The organism is Mycobacterium sp. PO1, from assembly GCF_017312405.1.
In the GTDB taxonomy this organism is placed as follows: domain Bacteria; phylum Actinomycetota; class Actinomycetes; order Mycobacteriales; family Mycobacteriaceae; genus Mycobacterium.
In genome coordinates this window covers 18,122-32,981 of sequence record NZ_BLTG01000052.1, presented here as the reverse complement: position 1 = coordinate 32,981, position 14,860 = coordinate 18,122, and the positions used below count along the sequence as shown (strand labels likewise).

General features: G+C 70.7%; 17 protein-coding genes. 8 read left to right on the top strand and 9 right to left on the bottom strand.

Annotated features, from left to right (window positions below; translation table 11 throughout):
* Nucleotides 1-10 precede the first annotated feature (10 nt).
* Nucleotides 11-430, bottom strand: coding sequence for a succinate dehydrogenase hydrophobic membrane anchor subunit (locus J3476_RS18220; protein ID WP_152519566.1), 420 nt, complete (start codon nucleotides 428-430; stop codon nucleotides 11-13).
* Nucleotides 431-501: 71 nt separating this feature from the next.
* Nucleotides 502-930, bottom strand: a complete 429-nt coding sequence (gene sdhC / locus J3476_RS18215; protein ID WP_152516047.1) for a succinate dehydrogenase, cytochrome b556 subunit — start codon at nucleotides 928-930, stop codon at nucleotides 502-504.
* 243 nt (nucleotides 931-1,173) lie between these two features.
* On the opposite strand from sdhC, the gene J3476_RS18210 reads away from it, so the two are divergent.
* The 3 genes from J3476_RS18210 to J3476_RS18200 all read left to right on the top strand — a co-directional run bounded on the left by J3476_RS18210 (nucleotide 1,174) and on the right by J3476_RS18200 (nucleotide 4,130).
* Nucleotides 1,174-1,578 (top strand): cytidine deaminase, encoded by a 405-nt coding sequence (locus J3476_RS18210; protein WP_207067803.1) that lies wholly within the window; start codon nucleotides 1,174-1,176, stop codon nucleotides 1,576-1,578.
* A 143-nt stretch (nucleotides 1,579-1,721) separates the two neighbouring features.
* Nucleotides 1,722-3,032, top strand: coding sequence for a thymidine phosphorylase (locus tag J3476_RS18205; RefSeq protein ID WP_207067847.1), 1,311 nt, complete (start codon nucleotides 1,722-1,724; stop codon nucleotides 3,030-3,032).
* Between the two features lie 9 nt (nucleotides 3,033-3,041).
* Nucleotides 3,042-4,130, top strand: coding sequence for an adenosine deaminase (locus J3476_RS18200; RefSeq protein WP_207067802.1), 1,089 nt, complete (start codon nucleotides 3,042-3,044; stop codon nucleotides 4,128-4,130).
* A gap of 24 nt (nucleotides 4,131-4,154) precedes the next feature.
* Here the strand turns inward: J3476_RS18200 and J3476_RS18195 are convergent, their stop codons facing one another.
* From J3476_RS18195 to J3476_RS18180, 4 genes are all read right to left on the bottom strand, one after another.
* Nucleotides 4,155-5,420 carry a primosomal protein gene (locus J3476_RS18195; protein ID WP_207067801.1) on the bottom strand — a complete coding sequence of 422 codons (1,266 nt, stop codon included), beginning with the start codon at nucleotides 5,418-5,420 and terminating at the stop codon, nucleotides 4,155-4,157.
* 66 nt (nucleotides 5,421-5,486) lie between these two features.
* The gene (locus J3476_RS18190) at nucleotides 5,487-5,705 is read right to left on the bottom strand and encodes a hypothetical protein (protein WP_207067800.1); all 219 of its coding nucleotides are present in this window, start codon (nucleotides 5,703-5,705) and stop codon (nucleotides 5,487-5,489) included.
* Between the two features lie 76 nt (nucleotides 5,706-5,781).
* Nucleotides 5,782-6,888, bottom strand: coding sequence for a C40 family peptidase (locus J3476_RS18185; RefSeq protein ID WP_207067799.1), 1,107 nt, complete (start codon nucleotides 6,886-6,888; stop codon nucleotides 5,782-5,784).
* Nucleotides 6,888-7,193, bottom strand: coding sequence for a type VII secretion target (locus J3476_RS18180; protein WP_207067798.1), 306 nt, complete (start codon nucleotides 7,191-7,193; stop codon nucleotides 6,888-6,890). Before J3476_RS18180 ends, J3476_RS18185 begins: the two co-directional genes overlap by 1 nt.
* A 51-nt stretch (nucleotides 7,194-7,244) precedes the next feature.
* Here J3476_RS18180 and upp point away from each other — a divergent pair, with 51 nt between their 5' ends.
* Nucleotides 7,245-7,868 carry a uracil phosphoribosyltransferase gene (upp, locus tag J3476_RS18175; RefSeq protein ID WP_207067797.1) on the top strand — a complete coding sequence of 208 codons (624 nt, stop codon included), beginning with the start codon at nucleotides 7,245-7,247 and terminating at the stop codon, nucleotides 7,866-7,868.
* Nucleotides 7,869-7,937: 69 nt separating this feature from the next.
* Nucleotides 7,938-8,312, top strand: a complete 375-nt coding sequence (locus J3476_RS18170; RefSeq protein WP_207067796.1) for a DUF202 domain-containing protein — start codon at nucleotides 7,938-7,940, stop codon at nucleotides 8,310-8,312.
* 21 nt (nucleotides 8,313-8,333) lie between these two features.
* Here J3476_RS18170 and J3476_RS18165 read toward each other — a convergent pair whose 3' ends face one another.
* Nucleotides 8,334-9,932: a phospho-sugar mutase gene (locus J3476_RS18165; protein WP_207067795.1), complete on the bottom strand. Its 1,599-nt coding sequence runs from the start codon at nucleotides 9,930-9,932 to the stop codon at nucleotides 8,334-8,336.
* A 49-nt stretch (nucleotides 9,933-9,981) separates the two neighbouring features.
* Nucleotides 9,982-10,443 (bottom strand): MarR family winged helix-turn-helix transcriptional regulator, encoded by a 462-nt coding sequence (locus J3476_RS18160; RefSeq protein ID WP_207067794.1) that lies wholly within the window; start codon nucleotides 10,441-10,443, stop codon nucleotides 9,982-9,984.
* 91 nt (nucleotides 10,444-10,534) lie between these two features.
* Between J3476_RS18160 and J3476_RS18155 the strand changes: the two genes are divergently transcribed.
* Entirely contained in the window at nucleotides 10,535-11,659 is a 1,125-nt protein-coding gene (locus J3476_RS18155) for an AbrB family transcriptional regulator (protein WP_207067793.1), read from the top strand.
* On the opposite strand, the gene J3476_RS18150 is transcribed toward J3476_RS18155, so the two are convergent.
* A complete protein-coding gene (locus tag J3476_RS18150) occupies nucleotides 11,605-12,408 on the bottom strand; it encodes a purine-nucleoside phosphorylase (protein ID WP_207067792.1) in 804 nt (267 codons plus the stop codon). The two genes, J3476_RS18155 and J3476_RS18150, sit on opposite strands and share 55 nt — an antisense overlap.
* A gap of 68 nt (nucleotides 12,409-12,476) precedes the next feature.
* Between J3476_RS18150 and J3476_RS18145 the strand changes: the two genes are divergently transcribed.
* Together J3476_RS18145 and J3476_RS18140 are read left to right on the top strand one after the other, a co-directional pair.
* Nucleotides 12,477-13,658, top strand: a complete 1,182-nt coding sequence (locus tag J3476_RS18145) for a M20 family metallopeptidase (protein ID WP_207067791.1) — start codon at nucleotides 12,477-12,479, stop codon at nucleotides 13,656-13,658.
* Nucleotides 13,655-14,824 (top strand): amidohydrolase, encoded by a 1,170-nt coding sequence (locus tag J3476_RS18140; protein ID WP_207067790.1) that lies wholly within the window; start codon nucleotides 13,655-13,657, stop codon nucleotides 14,822-14,824. The genes J3476_RS18145 and J3476_RS18140 overlap by 4 nt, the downstream gene beginning before the upstream one ends.
* Nucleotides 14,825-14,860 lie beyond the last annotated feature (36 nt).

Genomic DNA, 14,860 nt, shown 5'->3' with positions numbered 1-14,860 from the left:
CTGCTCCTCGTCAGGAGATCGTGGCGTCGAAGGTCAGCAGCACATAGGTGCCCAGCACCAGCGTGAAGGCGACCGACAGCGCCAGCAGGGTGTTCAGCCAGAACTTGGTGGAGTCCTTGCGGCTGTAGTCGGCGATGATGGTGCGCATACCGTTGCCGCCGTGCAGCTGGGCGAGCCAGAGCATCAGCAGGTCCCAGGTCTGCCAGAACGGCGAGGCCCAGCGCTGCGCGACGTAGTTGAAGTCGATGCGATAGACGCCGCCATCCCAGATGAGCCCGATGAACAGATGGCCCAGCACCAGGAAGATCAGCGCTACGCCGGAAAAGCGCATGAACAGCCAGGTGTACTTCTCGAAGTTCGGCATGCCGCCGCCGCGCCGCTTGGAGCGCGGGTTGTCCAGGCCGGCGGGCCGGTCGTAGCTGCTCTGCATCACCGGGGCGGGACCGCCGCGGTCGCTGATGTGGTCGTAGGGGTTCTCGCCCCGGCGGTGTTCGACGGCGCTCACAGGAACCGCTCCGCCATGTGCATGCCGATGACCCCGACCGCGGGGATCATCACGGCCAGCCACACGCCGGCGATCACCCACAGCATGAGCTTCTGGTACTTCGGTCCTTGTTGCCAGAAGTCGATCAGGATGATGCGGACCCCGTTGAGCGCGTGGTAGAGCACCGCGGCGACCAGGCCGATCTCCATCAGGCCGACGATCGGGGTCTTGTAGGTGTCGATGACCTCGTTGTAGGCCTCGGGGCTGACCCGCACCAGCGCGGTGTCGAGCACGTGGACGAACAGGAAGAAGAAGATCGTCGCACCGGTGATGCGGTGCAGCACCCACGACCACATCCCGGGATCGCCGCGGTAGAAGGTGCGTCGACGCAGCCGCGGGGCGGGTGCCGCCTCGCTTCCGGTCAGACTCGGTGTCTGCGTGCTCATCTGGCCTCCAACGCCATCGGTGGACGCTCGGGGCGGGGTCCTCGAGGCCCCCTCCGTGACAGGCGTGGCCTGGACCGCTGCCCCAAACCTCGGGGCGACTCTAAACCCATCATCCACCTCGATCGAACTAGCGTGGAGCCGATCAGGGCGTCAAAGGTGTGAAGTTAGGTCTGCCTATTCGGCCGGCCGAGCCGACGGACGGGGATTCGGAATGCATTCAGATGAGTGGTCGGTGAGTCGGAAATGACGGCCGGGATCGATTGGGAGACATTGCGGGACAAAGCGATTGCGGCATCGAAGGACGCCTATGCGCCGTACTCGCGGTTCCCGGTGGGGGCGGCAGGGCTGACCGACGATGACCGAATGGTGACCGGCTGCAATGTGGAGAATGTCTCATATGGCCTAGGTCTCTGTGCCGAGTGCGGTGTGGTCTGCGCACTACATTCCGGTGGCGGCGGACGGCTGGTCGCGCTCGCCGTCGTCGACGCCACCGGCGCCCCGTTGATGCCGTGCGGCCGGTGCCGTCAGCTCCTGCTGGAGCACGGCGGTCCGGAGCTGCTCGTCGACCATCCCGCCGGGCCCCGCCGGCTGGCCGACCTGCTGCCCGACGCCTTCGGGCCCGACGACCTGGCTCGGGTGCGGTCATGACCGGGTCGTTCGACGCTCCGGTGCCGAATGTCGCGCCCGGGGGCGCTCCGGTGCCGAATGTCGCGCCCGGGGGCGCTCCGGTGTCGAATGTCGCGCCCGGGGGCGCTCCGGTGTCCGACAGCGCGTTCGACGCGCTGAAATCGATGTCGCATCTCGATGCTCCGTCCGTGATCCGAACCAAGCGCGACGGGGGAGCCCTGTCCGACGAGGCCATCGACTGGGTCATCGACGCCTACACCCACGGCCGGGTCGCCGACGCCCAGATGTCGGCGCTGCTGATGGCGATCTTCCTGCGGGGGATGACCGGCGCCGAGATCACCCGCTGGACCGCGGCGATGATCGACTCGGGGGAGCGGCTGGACTTCACCAACCTGCGGTCGATGGACGGCACGCCGCTGGCGCTGGTGGACAAGCACTCGACCGGCGGCGTCGGCGACAAGATCACCATCCCGCTGGTGCCGGTGATCATGGCCTGCGGAGGAGCGGTCCCGCAGGCGGCCGGGCGGGGGCTCGGTCACACCGGCGGCACGCTGGACAAATTGGAGTCCATCCCCGGATTCAGCGGCGAGCTCACCAAAGCCCAGATCCGCCAACAACTCTGCGACCTCGGCGCGGCGATCTTCGCTGCCGGCGAGTTGGCGCCGGCCGACCGCAAGATCTACGCGCTGCGCGACGTCACCGCCACGACGGAGTCGCTGCCGCTGATCGCCAGCTCGATCATGAGCAAGAAGATCGCCGAGGGCACCCGCGCGCTGGTGCTCGACTGCAAGGTCGGCTCGGGCGCCTTCCTGGCCACCGAGGCGGAATCCCGTGAGCTGGCCCGCACGATGGTCGACCTCGGTACCGAGCACGGACTGACCACCCGCGCCCTGTTGACCGACATGGAGGTGCCGCTGGGCCGTACCGTCGGCAACGCGGTCGAGGTCGCCGAGTCACTGGAGGTACTCGAGGGCGGCGGTCCCGACGACGTCGTCGAGCTGACGCTGGCGCTGGCCCGGGAGATGCTCGACGCCGCCGGACTCGACGCCGTCGACCCGGCGCAGACCCTGCGCGACGGCACGGCGATGGACCGGTTCCGCGCGCTGGTCGAGGCCCAGGGTGGTGACGTGGCGGCGCTGCGCGCCGAGGCGCTACCGCTCGGCGAGCACAGCGAGACCCTCACCGCGCCGCGCGGTGGCACGATGGGTGACATCGACGCGATGGCGGTAGGGCTTGCGGTGTGGCGGCTCGGAGCGGGCCGCTCGATGCCCGGTGAGCAGGTGCAGTTCGGGGCGGGCCTGCGCATCCACCGCCGGCCAGGTGAACCCGTCGCCGCCGGTGAGCCGCTGTTCACCCTCTACTCCGACACGCCGCAACGTTTCGGGGCAGCATTGGCCCAACTCGACGGCGCCTGGTCCGTCGGGGGCGAGGCTCCCGTCGCGCGCCCGCTGATCATCGACCGGATCGGGATGTAGGAGGTTGCAGTGACCACACCGTTGACGCTGGAGACCATTCGGCAGGCGCCCAAGGCGCTGTTGCACGACCACCTCGACGGCGGTCTGCGCCCGGCCACCGTGCTCGAGCTCGCCGATCATTACGGCTACGACCAGCTGCCCGAATCCGATGTCGACAAGCTGGCCACGTTCTTCCGCACCGCGGCGCACAGCGGGTCGCTGGTGCGTTACCTGGAGCCGTTCGCACACACGGTCGGCGTCATGCAGACCCCCGAAGCGCTGCACCGGGTCGCCCGCGAGTGCGTCGAAGACCTCGCCCGTGACAACGTCGTGTACGCCGAGATCCGGTTCGCCCCTGAACTGCACATCGACGGCGGGCTCTCGCTGGACGCGGTCGTCGACGCGGTGCTGGCCGGGTTCGCCGACGGGGAGAAGGTCGCCGCGGCCGAGGGCCACGCGATCGTGGTGCGCTGTCTGGTCACCGCGATGCGTCATGCCGCGCGGTCCCGCGAGATCGCCGCGTTGGCGGTGCGGTTCCGGGACCAGGGGGTGGTCGGTTTCGACATCGCCGGGGCCGAGGCCGGCCATCCGCCGACCCGCCACCTCGACGCGTTCGAGTACATGCGCAGCAACAACGCCCGGTTCACCATCCACGCCGGGGAGGCGTTCGGGCTGCCGTCGATCCATGAGGCGATCGCGTTCTGCGGGGCCGACCGGCTCGGCCACGGCGTGCGCATCGTCGACGACATCGAGGTCGATTCCGACGGCACGGCGCGGTTGGGTCGGCTGGCGGCGCTGCTCCGGGACAAGCGGATCCCGTTCGAAATGTGCCCGAGTTCCAACGTGCAGACCGGCGCGGTGGCCAGCATCGCCGAGCATCCGTTCGACAGGCTGGCCCGGTTGCGCTTCCGGGTCACGGTCAACACCGACAACAGGTTGATGAGCGACACCACGATGAGCCTGGAGATGCTGCGGCTGGTGGAGGCGTTCGGCTACGGCTGGAGCGATCTGGAGCGGTTCACCATCAACGCGATGAAGTCGGCGTTCATCAGTTTCCCCGAGCGGTTGGCCATCATCGACGAGGTCATCAAACCCCGCTACGCCGTGCTCATCGGCTGACCCCGCGCACCCGGCGCGGCGGAATCACTCCTGGCGCAGGCGGGACTCGACGAAGGACTCCAGCGACTCCCACTGCTCGACGGCGTCGGCGAACGATCCGCCGGTCGGGCGTCCGGTCTCGTCCGGCTCGAGGACGTGGCCGATGACCCGGCCCAGCGCGGTGTCGGGCGCCAGCTTGGTCTCGACGCTGGCCTCTTCGGCATAGTCGCCGACATCGCGGATCAGCTCGACCGCGAGTTCGAGCTGGTCGCGGTCGAGGGCATCGGGCCCCTCGGCCAGGTCGTCGGCGATTCCGGTGAGCACGTAGACGTTGTCGTCGGTGACGTCGATGCGCAACGAGCCGTCGGTGGCCGCGGTGCGGATGTCGTCGTAGGTGGCCAGGTCGGACAGGTCGTGGTCGTGTTCGTCGGCCAGATAGCGCGCCAGCGCGCGCTCTGAGCCGAACACGCTGATGCGGCCGTTGCGGCCCAGGAAGATCGGCCGGTCGTCGAGGTAGCAGCGCAGCGTGAACAGCGTGCCGCCACTGGTCATGATGCGCACCGGGTCGATGCCGACCCGCTGCCAGAAGTCTTCGTCGCTGCCGAGCACCCGGGTCTGAGCCGCTGCTTCCAGCTCGGCGGACTCTTCGTCGGTGTCCACCACGTCGTCGATCACGACGTCGTCCTCGGCCACGTCGTCGTCCAACTCGGGGGCCGGCTCGTCGAGCTCGGCCTGCGCCTTCTGCGCGGCGGTGCGGTCGACGTCGGGAGTGGTGATGATCGCGTCGATGGCCTCCAGAACGTTGTCCCAGCCGCGGGCGATGATCTTCTCGATCTCGGCCCACCGCTTGCGCCCGGCGCGCCCGGCGAAGGCCTCGACTCCGCCGCCGACGGTGCCGAGCACCGGGTTGCCGTTGAAGAACTTGGTGACGGCGGGCAGCTCACACACCGATCCGATCGACGAGACCACGGCCAGTGCACCGTGCACGGCGCTGACGCTGTCGTCGGTGGGCTTCTCGGCCAAAACTTCCTCGAAGCCGACCACGTCGTGCGTGTGTGCCTCGGACGGGACCAGCCTGTGCGCGTTGGCCTCGGTCAGCTTCTCCCACGCGGGATGGTCGGCGAGGTCGTTGTCGGTGTCGGTGCGCACAAAGGCCACCAGGTCGGCGACGGACTCGAACACGTAGAAGTCTTCGTCCTTGCCGAGGAAGGCCTCCCACTCGTCGCCGTCGGCGCGCCACCGCGGGGCCCACAACGTGTACACGTCGCCCTTCGTCAGCTTGAGCTGGATGGGCACGATGTCAGCAGCCATGCGGCACAGCCTAGCTACCGGGCACCGCTGGCCGGCCGCGCCCCGCGGGCCTCCGACCCGCGGCGATCACCGGGCGACCTCGCGTGCGCACGCGCTGACGTCGTCATCGAGGATCCGCCGGTCCGGCACGACGTCTTCCTCCATCGTCTTGATCCGGAAGCAGTCGATGATCCGGCTTCGCTCCAGGTCGCGGAGTTCCAGATAGGCCCACCCGCCGAGGACCCCGCCGGCGGCCGCCAGGAACACCCCTGCCGCACAGATCCACACTTTCGCTCTCCACCCCACGCAGGGAAATTAGCCGCACGGCACCGGCGATGGCTGAGGTCAGCCTGAGGGTTGCAGCGGGATTTGCTAAGCGTTTTCAGGCCGTCGGCCGCCAGAAACCCTGGAAGCCCTGCCCGGCGTTGCTGGTCCGGATCGGGGACAGTTTCACCGGGTCGCCGGCCTCGATCATCAAGTTGTTTCCCACGACCATCGCGACGTGCCCGTCCCACACGGCGAGGTCACCGGGCCGCAGATCACCGGGGGCGACCGCGGCGCCGATGTCCTGTTCCTGCGCCAGCCGCGGAATGTTCAACCCGGCCTCGCGATACGCCCACTGGGTGAGCCCACTGCAATCCAGGCCCACACCCGGGGTGGTCCCGCCCCACTGATAGGGCACGCCGAGTTGGGTGAGTGCGTGCCGGACGGCGGCGGCGGCCGCGGCGTTGGGCGCCAGCACCACGCTGCCGTCGGGTAGCCGGATCTCGACGCCTTCGCCGAAGTTGGCCGCGTCCGGGGTGTCGGCCCCGTGGGTGAATGCCGCCCACTCGCCGGCGCCGCCGCCAGAAGTGCCGACGCCAGCGCCGCCATAGGTTCCGGGTGAGCCGCCGCCCCAGCCTCCCGGTGTCTCAGCACCCCAGCCGCCGGCGCCCGGCGCGGCAGGCGTGCCCGAGGCGGCAGGCACGGTCGGCGCGGCCCCCGCCGTGTGGGTGTCCAGCGCCGCAGCCTGCCGGTCGAGTTCGCCGAGGAGTGCCTCGACCACGGTGATGGCCTGATGCAGCGCCTCCCGCGCCTCGGCGAGCAGCTCGTGCGCGACGCCAGGCGAGTCCAGCCGCGGTTCCAGCGCGCTCGCGACGGCCTCGAAGTCGTCGAGGATCTGTCGCAGCCGCCGCCGCGCGTGCGCCACGGCGTCGGCGGCCTGCCCGGCGACGACGCCCATGGTGCCGGTGCGTGCGGCGGCGTCGTCGATGGCCGCGGTCGTCGCAGCGGCGTATTCGGCGGCCGTGTCGGCACCAGACCCGCGCCATCCCTCGCCGGTGACCCGCCAGGCCCGGGCGGCCGCTGCGGCCGTGTCGGCCAGTGCGTTCCGCGCGTCCCGCAGCGCCGCGGACGGGTCACCGGCCGGCCCGGCCGACCAGCCCGGACCGACCAGCGCCTGCAGGCGTCGGATGGGCTCGGCCAGAACGGCGGTCACAGCGCCGGGCATCACCACCCGCCGAGCAGCTGTGCACCGGCGTCTCCGTCGGCGCGGTGGTAGTTCGACGCCGCCTGCTGAGCGGCGCGGTGCGTGCCGGCCAGCGCCGCGCACACGCCGGCCAACGTCTCGGTCTCCCGTGCGACGGCGCGGTTCAGCCGTGCCAGGAACGCCGCACCCACCGGGCCGAACAGCGATGCATCGGTACCCACGGTGGCCAGGCGGGCGGTGACGGCCTGCAGGTCGTCGGCGTGTCCGGCGGAGGCCGAACCGTAGGCGCGGATGAGGTCGGTGTCCGCGGTCAGACGCGCGTGCATATGGATACGACGTCGCGAAACCGCCGTCGGTTCCCATTAAGGTGCGAATTCATGGATGTGCGCGTTGTCGACCACCCGCTGGCCGCGGCGCGGCTGACCACCCTGCGTGACGAGCGCACCGACAACGCCGCGTTCCGGGCCGCGCTCAGAGACCTGACCCTGATGCTGGTCTATGAGGCCACGCGTGAGCTCGTCACCGACACTGTGGCGGTGCGCACTCCGCTGGTCGAGACCGCGGGCGCCCGCTTGGCCAACCCGCCGCTGCTCGTGCCGGTGCTGCGCGCCGGGCTGGGCATGGTCGACCAGGCGCACGCGCTGATCCCGGAGGCGCGGGTCGGCTTCGTCGGGATCGCCCGAGACGAGGACACCCACCAGCCGATGCCCTACCTCGAGTCGCTGCCTGACGACCTGAGCACCCAGCCGGTGATCGTGCTCGACCCGATGTTGGCCACCGGCGGGTCGATGGTGCACACGCTGGAACTGCTCTACGCCCGCGACGCGGTCGACATCACCGCGATCTGCGTGGTCGTGGCGCCGGAAGGGATTGCCGCGCTGGAGAAAGCCGCCCCGGAGCTCCGGCTGTTCACAGCGACGATCGACTCGGGCCTCAACGACATCGCCTACATCGTGCCGGGTCTGGGTGACGCCGGTGATCGCCAATTCGGGCCCCGCTAGCTCGATCGGCATCGCCGCCCACAGGCGCGGGGTAGCGTCGCGCTGACGGCGAAAGGGTGAACCCAGGCCATGCCAGACGAGTTGGACGCCAACACCCGCTTGGCGGTGGAACGCACCAGGCTCGCCCACGAGCGCACGTTGATGGCGTGGGTACGGACCTCGCTGGCGTTGATTGCCTTCGGCTTCACCATCTATCAGATATTTCGATATCTGGCGGGCTCGCAGCGGCTGCGCGAACCGCTGATCAGTCCGACGGTGTTCGGCGTCATCACGATCCTGATCGGATTGGTTGCGCTCGTGCTGGCGTGGGTCCAGCACCGTCAGGACATGGCTGCGTTGCGGGAGACCTTCGGGCCGACGCCGTGGTCGATAGCCAGTGTGGTCGCGGCCATGGTCGCCGGGTTGGGCGTCGTTGCGCTTCTGGGCGTGGTACTGCGGGTGTAGCGATCGGTGCTTCGGTGACGCTCACCACCGGCGCACGGCCTCGGCGGCGGCGTTCTGCAGTTCGGCGGCCCGTCCGCGGGCAGTGATCAGCTCTTCGTCGCAACGGATTTCGAGGTAGCACTTGAGTTTCGGTTCGGTTCCTGACGGACGCACCACCACCCGCACGGTCGCGGTGTCGTCGCCTCCGGTGAACACCAGCGCGTCGGCGCGGGGTTGCAGGTCGGTGACGGTGAGGTCGAACCCCACCAGTGCCGCCGGCGGTTGATTGCGCAGTCGGGTCATGATCTCGGCCGCCTGCTGCGGGGAGGTGACGCGGCGGGTGACGGCGGCGGTCGTGTGCACGCCGTGCCGCCGGGCCAGGGCATCGAGCGCGTCGAGCACCGAAAGTCCCTGCGCCCGCAGCGCGGCCACCATGTCGCAGGCCAGCACGGCGGCGCTGATGCCGTCCTTGTCCCGCACCGCTTCCGGGTCGAGACAGTGCCCGATCGCCTCTTCGTAGGCGTAGCGCAACGTGCCGGGAACGTCGTCGTCGGCGCGGGCCAGCCATTTGAACCCGGTCAGTGTCTCGACGTGACGCGCGCCGTACGAGGCGGCGATTGCGGCCAGCATGCGCGAGGACACCACCGTGCTCGCCACCACCGCCGACGCGGGGTCATTACACCGGGACAACACGTAATCACCCAAAAGCCATCCGGTTTCGTCACCCGACAGCATCCGCCAACCAGCTGCTGACGGAACCCCGATCGCGCAGCGGTCGGCGTCGGGGTCCAGCGCTATCGACACCTCCGCGTCGACGTCGGCGGCCAGGGCCAGCAGCGCGTCGACGGCTCCCGGCTCCTCGGGATTCGGAAACGCCACGGTGGGGAAATCCGGGTCCGGCGCGAACTGGCCGGTCACCACGTGGACGTCGGCGATCCCGGCCAATGCCAGCGCATCCAACGCGAACTCGCCGCCGACGCCGTGCATCGGGGTCAGGGCCACCCGCACCGAACCTGCGCCGCGGCGCACCGTGGCGGCCCGTTCGGCATAAGCGCTCAGCAGATCTGCACCGGACTCCTCGACGGGGGTCCGCGGTATCTGGTCGGCGGGCGGCGCCGACGCGATCGCCTGCTCGATGTCCCGGTCGGTGGGAGAGACGATCTGCAGTCCGCCTTCGAGGTAGACCTTGTACCCGTTGTCGGTGGGCGGGTTGTGCGAGGCGGTGATCTGCACCCCGGCCACCGCGCCGGTGCGGCGCACCGCGAACGCCACCACCGGGGTGGGCACCGGGCCGGGCATCAGCGTCACGGAGAAGCCCTGAGCAGCAAACACTTCAGCGGCAGCGCGGCCGAATTCGGCGGAGCGGTGGCGGGCGTCGTAGCCGACGACGACGTGCCCGCCGCCCAGTCCCCGCTCGGCCAGCACCGCGGTCACGCCCCGGGTGGTGCGCAGCACGACGGCCAGGTTCATCCCGTTCGGTCCGGCGCGCAGCGGCCCGCGCAGCCCGGCGGTGCCGAACGTCAGGCTGTGCGCGAAGCGCTCGCGCAGTTCCTCGGCGCTGCAGGCGGCGAGTTCGGTCGTGGAGCCGGGGTCGGGATCGTGGGCGAGCCACTCCTGCACGGTCGGCGGCCAGGACGTCATGGGTTCACCCCACCACGAATCGGGCGCGGTAGGCGACATCGAGTGTCGCCTAACGCGCCGAATCCGCCGAGTCGGCGAGCTTGCGCAGGATCGGCGCCACCAGCATCAGCAGGTCGAACTCCAGCGGCGACAGCGTCTCCTGCATGCGCCGGTGCAGCCAGTCGTCGCGTTCGGCGCGGTCGGCGGCCAGCAGTGCCTCGCCGTCAGGGGTGAGTTCGACGAGCTGGCGGCGCCGGTCGGAGGCGTCGGGGCGGCGCCCGATGAGCTGTCGCGTCTCCAGTTCGTTGAGCGAGTCGGTCAGCGACTGGACCCGGACGTGCATGCGGGCACCGAGCTCGGCGGGGGTCGTGACCCCTGCTCGGCTGATCTCGCCGAGCAGCTGCATCTGACTCAGGGGCAGGCCGTTGTCGGGGCGGTGCCGGCGCATCTGGCGGGTCACCGCCATCATCGACTCCCGCAGTTCGGTGGCCGCGGGACGGGCAGCGTCAGCAACGACCGCGTCCTCAATCATTACCAAGTTATACCTTGGTAATTCTGCAGTGTCACCGCTGATAGTCGGCGCGTTGTGATCATGAATCGCCAAGAGCATACTTGTCATCACGATGAGGTGGACGCGGGAATTGCTCAGATGGGCGGTGCTCCTGGCGGTGACCGCCGGGGTGACCGTTCCGCTGACGATGGTGGGGGTGCCCTCGGCGGCCCTGTTCGCCGCACTGGTGGTGGGCATCGCGCTGGCGCTGCTGTCGTGGGGGCCCGCCAGGGTGCCGCGACCGCTGGGGCTGGCCGCGCAGGGCACCCTGGGCGTCTACATCGGCACGATGGTGCAGGACGACGCGCTGGCCGCGCTTGGCGATGACTGGGCGATCGTGCTGGGGATCGGGGTCTCGACGCTGGTTCTCAGCGTCGCCGCCGGGGCGCTGCTCGGCATGCGCCGCGACGTCACCCCGCTGACCGGATCCCTGTCGCTGGTGGCCGGCGGCGCGTCCGGACTGGTCGCGATCGCCCGCGAACTCGGCGGTGACGATCGCGTGGTCGCGGTGCTGCAGTACCTGCGGGTGGGGTTGATCACCGCGTCGATGCCGGTGGTCGTCACGCTGATCTACCACGCCGACCGGTCCCGGCCGCCCACTGTCGACCCCGGGCAGGATCCGACCGCGCCGTGGTACCTCAGCGTGGGCATGCTCGTCGCCCTGGTGCTGGTGGGCTCCACGGTCGGGCGGCTCATCCGACTGCCCGGAGCCGGCCTGCTCGGCCCGCTCGCGCTGACGGTCGCACTGGAGGTCAGCGGCCTGTCCCACGGGCTGTCGGTGCCGGTGGTGCTGGTGCAGGCCGGCTACGCGCTCATCGGCTGGCAGGCCGGCCTGGCGTTCACCCGGGAGTCGCTGCGCGCGGTCGGCCGGCTCCTCCCGGCCGCGGTGGCGCTGATCGTCCTGCTCGGTGTCGCGACCGCCGGGCTGGGCGTGCTGCTGAGCCGGGTGGCCGACCTCACGCTGCTCGAGGGGTACCTCGCGACCAGCCCCGGCGGGGTGTACGCGGTGCTGGCCACTGCGGTGGAGACCGGGTCCAACGTCACGTTCATCATCGCCGCTCAGGTGGTGCGCATTCTGCTGATGCTGTTCGCGGCGCCGCTGCTGGCCCGTGCGGTGGTGTGGGCCGGGGCCCGGTTCGGCCGTCAGAGCCGGGCAATCACCGACGCCAGCAAGGACCCCATCCGCGTCGCCGACTGACGGCCCGCGGCCAGCACCTCGTCGTGGCTGAGCGGCTGTCCGGTCATGCCGGCGGCCAGGTTGGTCACCAGCGACACCCCCAGCACGTCGGCGCCGGCTTCGCGCGCGGCGATGGTCTCGTGCACCGTCGACATCCCCACCAGGTCCGCGCCGAGCGTGCGCAGCATCCGGATTCCGGCGGGCGTCTCGTACTGCGGGCCGAACAACCCCGCGTACACCCCCTCGGCCAGCGTCGGGTCGATCTCGCGGGCCAGCGCCCGCAGCCCCGGCGAGTACGCGTCGACCAGGTCGACGAACCGCGCCCCGACCAGGGGGGAGCGCGATGTGAGGTTGAGGTGGTCGCTGATCAGTACCGGCTGCCCGACGGTGTAGTCCTCACGCAGCCCGCCCGCGGCGTTGGTGAGGACCACGGTGCGGACGCCGGCTGCCGCCGCGGTACGCACCGGATGCACGACATGGCGCAGGTCATGGCCTTCGTAGGCGTGGATGCGCCCGAGCAGCACCAACACCCGGTGCGGCCCGATGCGCAGCGAGAGCACCTGCCCGCCGTGGCCCTCGGCGCTGGGCGGGGTGAAGCCGGGCAGCTCGGCCATCGGCACCGCCGAGGTGGGGTCCCCCAAGCGGGCCGCCGCCGGCGCCCACCCCGAGCCGAGCACCACAGCCACGTCGTGGGCGTCGACTCCGGTGCGTTCGGCGACCGCGCCGGCAGCCCGGCGGGCCAAGTCGTACGGGTCGGCGGCCTGTGACACGTCCCGCAGCCTAACCGGCGGGCTCCGACCCGGTCGGCCACCGCCGAGCGCAGTGAGATACTGCCTGCATGCCTACCGCCGCCGCGTCGACATGTGTCGAGGACGTCGTGGCCCGGCGGCGCGGCGACCTGATCGAGCTGTCGCACGACATCCACGCCGAGCCCGAATTGGCGTTCGCGGAGCACCGCAGCTGCGCCAAGACCCAGGCGCTGGTCGCCGAGCGCGGGTTCGACGTCACCACGCCCGCGGGGGGTCTGGACACCGCGTTCCGCGCCGTCTACGGCAGCGGGTCGCTGGTGGTCGGGGTGTGCGCGGAGTACGACGCGCTGCCCGGCATCGGCCACGCGTGTGGGCACAACATCATCGCCGCGTCCGCGGTCGGCACCGCGCTGGCTCTGGCCGAGGTCGCCGACGACCTCGACCTGACCGTGGTGCTGCTGGGCACCCCGGCCGAGGAGGCCGGCGGCGGGAAAGTGCTGATGCTCGAGGCGGGGCTGTTCGACGACATCGCCGCCACGGTGATGCTGCATCCCGGCCCGCTGGACATCGCCGCGGCCCGATCGCTGGCACTGTCCCAGGTGGCGGTCAGCTATGTGGGCCGCGAGTCGCACGCCGCGGTCGCCCCGCACCTGGGCATCAACGCCGCGGACGCGGTGACGGTGTCGCAGGTCGCGATCGGCCTGCTGCGCCAACAGCTGGCGCCTGGGCAGATGGTGCACGGCATCGTCACCGACGGCGGGCAGGCCAGCAACGTCATCCCGGCGCACGCCGAGATGCAGTACACGATGCGCGCCGACGATGCCGCCAGCCTGGCCGCGCTGGAAGCCCGGATGGCCGACTGCTTCCTGGCCGGCGCGGTGGGCACCGGCTGCGACTACGACATCGCCGCGACCGAGCCGCCGTACCTGGAGCTCACCCCCGACGGTTGGCTTGCCGAGACCTTCCGCGCCGAGATGCAGCGGGTGGGGCGCAGCCCGGTGGGACGCGAGCTGGAGGTGGCGCTTCCACTGGGCAGCACCGACATGGGTAACGTCACTCAGGTCATGCCCGGCATCCATCCGATAGTCGGCATCGACGCCAACGGGGCCTCGGTGCACCAGCCGGGGTTCACCGCGGCGGCCGTCGGCCCGAGCGCCGACCAGGCCGTGGTGGAGGGTTCGATCATGCTGGCGCGCACCGTGGTGGCGCTGGCCGAGAACAGCGCGGAGCGTGAGCGCGTGCTGGAGCTGCAGAGGAGGCGGACGTCATGAGCGCGTTGCAGCACGCCGCCGCGCGCTGGCTGTCCGCCCACTACGACGACCTGGTCGGGTGGCGCCGCCATCTGCACCAGCACCCCGAGCTGGGCCGCCAGGAGTTCGCCACCACGCAGTTCGTGGCGGCGCAGCTGGCCGATGCGGGCCTGAACCCGAAGGTGCTGCCCGGCGGCACAGGTCTGCTGTGCGACTTCGGGCCCGACGACGGGCCGCGGGTGGCGTTGCGGGCGGACATGGACGCGCTGCCGCTCGACGAACGCACCGGTGCGCCCTATGCGTCGCTGGTGCCGGGGGTCGCCCACGCCTGCGGGCACGACGCGCACACCGCCGTGCTGCTGGGGGCGGCGATGGCGCTGGCTTCGGCGCCCGAGCTGCCGGTGGGCGTCCGGCTGATCTTCCAGGCGGCCGAGGAGTTGATGCCCGGCGGCGCGATCGACGCGATCGCCGCGGGAGCGTTGACCGGGGTGTCACGGATCTTCGCGCTGCACTGCGATCCGCATCTCGCGGTCGGCCGCGTCGCGGTCAAGGCCGGTCCGATCACGTCGGCCGCCGATCACATCGAGGTGACCCTGCGCTCCCCGGGTGGGCACACCTCGCGCCCGCATCTGACGTCGGATCTGGTCTACGGGCTGGGCACGTTGATCACCGGTGTGCCCGGGGTGTTGTCACGGCGCATCGATCCGCGGCACTCCACGGTGATGGTGTGGGGCGCGGTCAACGCCGGGGTGGCCGCCAACGCGATTCCCCAGATCGGCACGCTGGCAGGGACCTTGCGCACCGCCAGCCGCGAGACCTGGCTGACGCTGGAAGATATTGTGCGCGAGACGATTTCGTCGCTGCTCGCGCCGCTGGGCATCGAACACATGCTGCAGTACAAGCGCGGCGTGCCGCCGGTGGTCAACGAAGAGGGGTCCACCCGCATCATCACCCACGCCGTCGAGGCGATCGGCCCCGAGGTGCTGGCCGACACACTGCAGTCCGGCGGTGGCGAGGACTTCTCCTGGTACCTGGAGGAGGTGCCCGGCGCCATGGCCCGCCTGGGGACGTGGAGCGGCCACGGCCCGCAGCTGGATCTGCATCAGCCGACGTTCGACCTCGACGAGCGTGCCCTCGGTGTCGGGGTGCGCCTGCTGGTCAACCTGATCGACAACGCCCTGGTCTAGTTCCGCGAACGCGCGTGTCTGCCCGGCGGCGCGCCG

Excerpts from the sequence above, each read along its gene's own strand:
- J3476_RS18210 (WP_207067803.1), top strand. The coding sequence starts at position 1,174 with ATGACGGCCGGGATCGATTGGGAGACATTGCGGGACAAAGCGATTGCG.
- J3476_RS18185 (WP_207067799.1), bottom strand. The coding sequence starts at position 6,888 with ATGCCCGGCGCTGTGACCGCCGTTCTGGCCGAGCCCATCCGACGCCTG.
- J3476_RS18220 (WP_152519566.1), bottom strand. The coding sequence starts at position 430 with ATGCAGAGCAGCTACGACCGGCCCGCCGGCCTGGACAACCCGCGCTCC.
- J3476_RS18170 (WP_207067796.1), top strand. The coding sequence starts at position 7,938 with ATGCCAGACGAGTTGGACGCCAACACCCGCTTGGCGGTGGAACGCACC.
- J3476_RS18155 (WP_207067793.1), top strand. The coding sequence starts at position 10,535 with ATGAGGTGGACGCGGGAATTGCTCAGATGGGCGGTGCTCCTGGCGGTG.
- J3476_RS18140 (WP_207067790.1), top strand. The coding sequence starts at position 13,655 with ATGAGCGCGTTGCAGCACGCCGCCGCGCGCTGGCTGTCCGCCCACTAC.
- J3476_RS18180 (WP_207067798.1), bottom strand. The coding sequence starts at position 7,193 with ATGCACGCGCGTCTGACCGCGGACACCGACCTCATCCGCGCCTACGGT.
- J3476_RS18205 (WP_207067847.1), top strand. The coding sequence starts at position 1,722 with ATGTCGCATCTCGATGCTCCGTCCGTGATCCGAACCAAGCGCGACGGG.
- sdhC (WP_152516047.1), bottom strand. The coding sequence starts at position 930 with ATGAGCACGCAGACACCGAGTCTGACCGGAAGCGAGGCGGCACCCGCC.
- J3476_RS18160 (WP_207067794.1), bottom strand. The coding sequence starts at position 10,443 with ATGATTGAGGACGCGGTCGTTGCTGACGCTGCCCGTCCCGCGGCCACC.
- J3476_RS18195 (WP_207067801.1), bottom strand. The coding sequence starts at position 5,420 with ATGGCTGCTGACATCGTGCCCATCCAGCTCAAGCTGACGAAGGGCGAC.
- upp (WP_207067797.1), top strand. The coding sequence starts at position 7,245 with ATGGATGTGCGCGTTGTCGACCACCCGCTGGCCGCGGCGCGGCTGACC.
- J3476_RS18145 (WP_207067791.1), top strand. The coding sequence starts at position 12,477 with ATGCCTACCGCCGCCGCGTCGACATGTGTCGAGGACGTCGTGGCCCGG.
- J3476_RS18165 (WP_207067795.1), bottom strand. The coding sequence starts at position 9,932 with ATGACGTCCTGGCCGCCGACCGTGCAGGAGTGGCTCGCCCACGATCCC.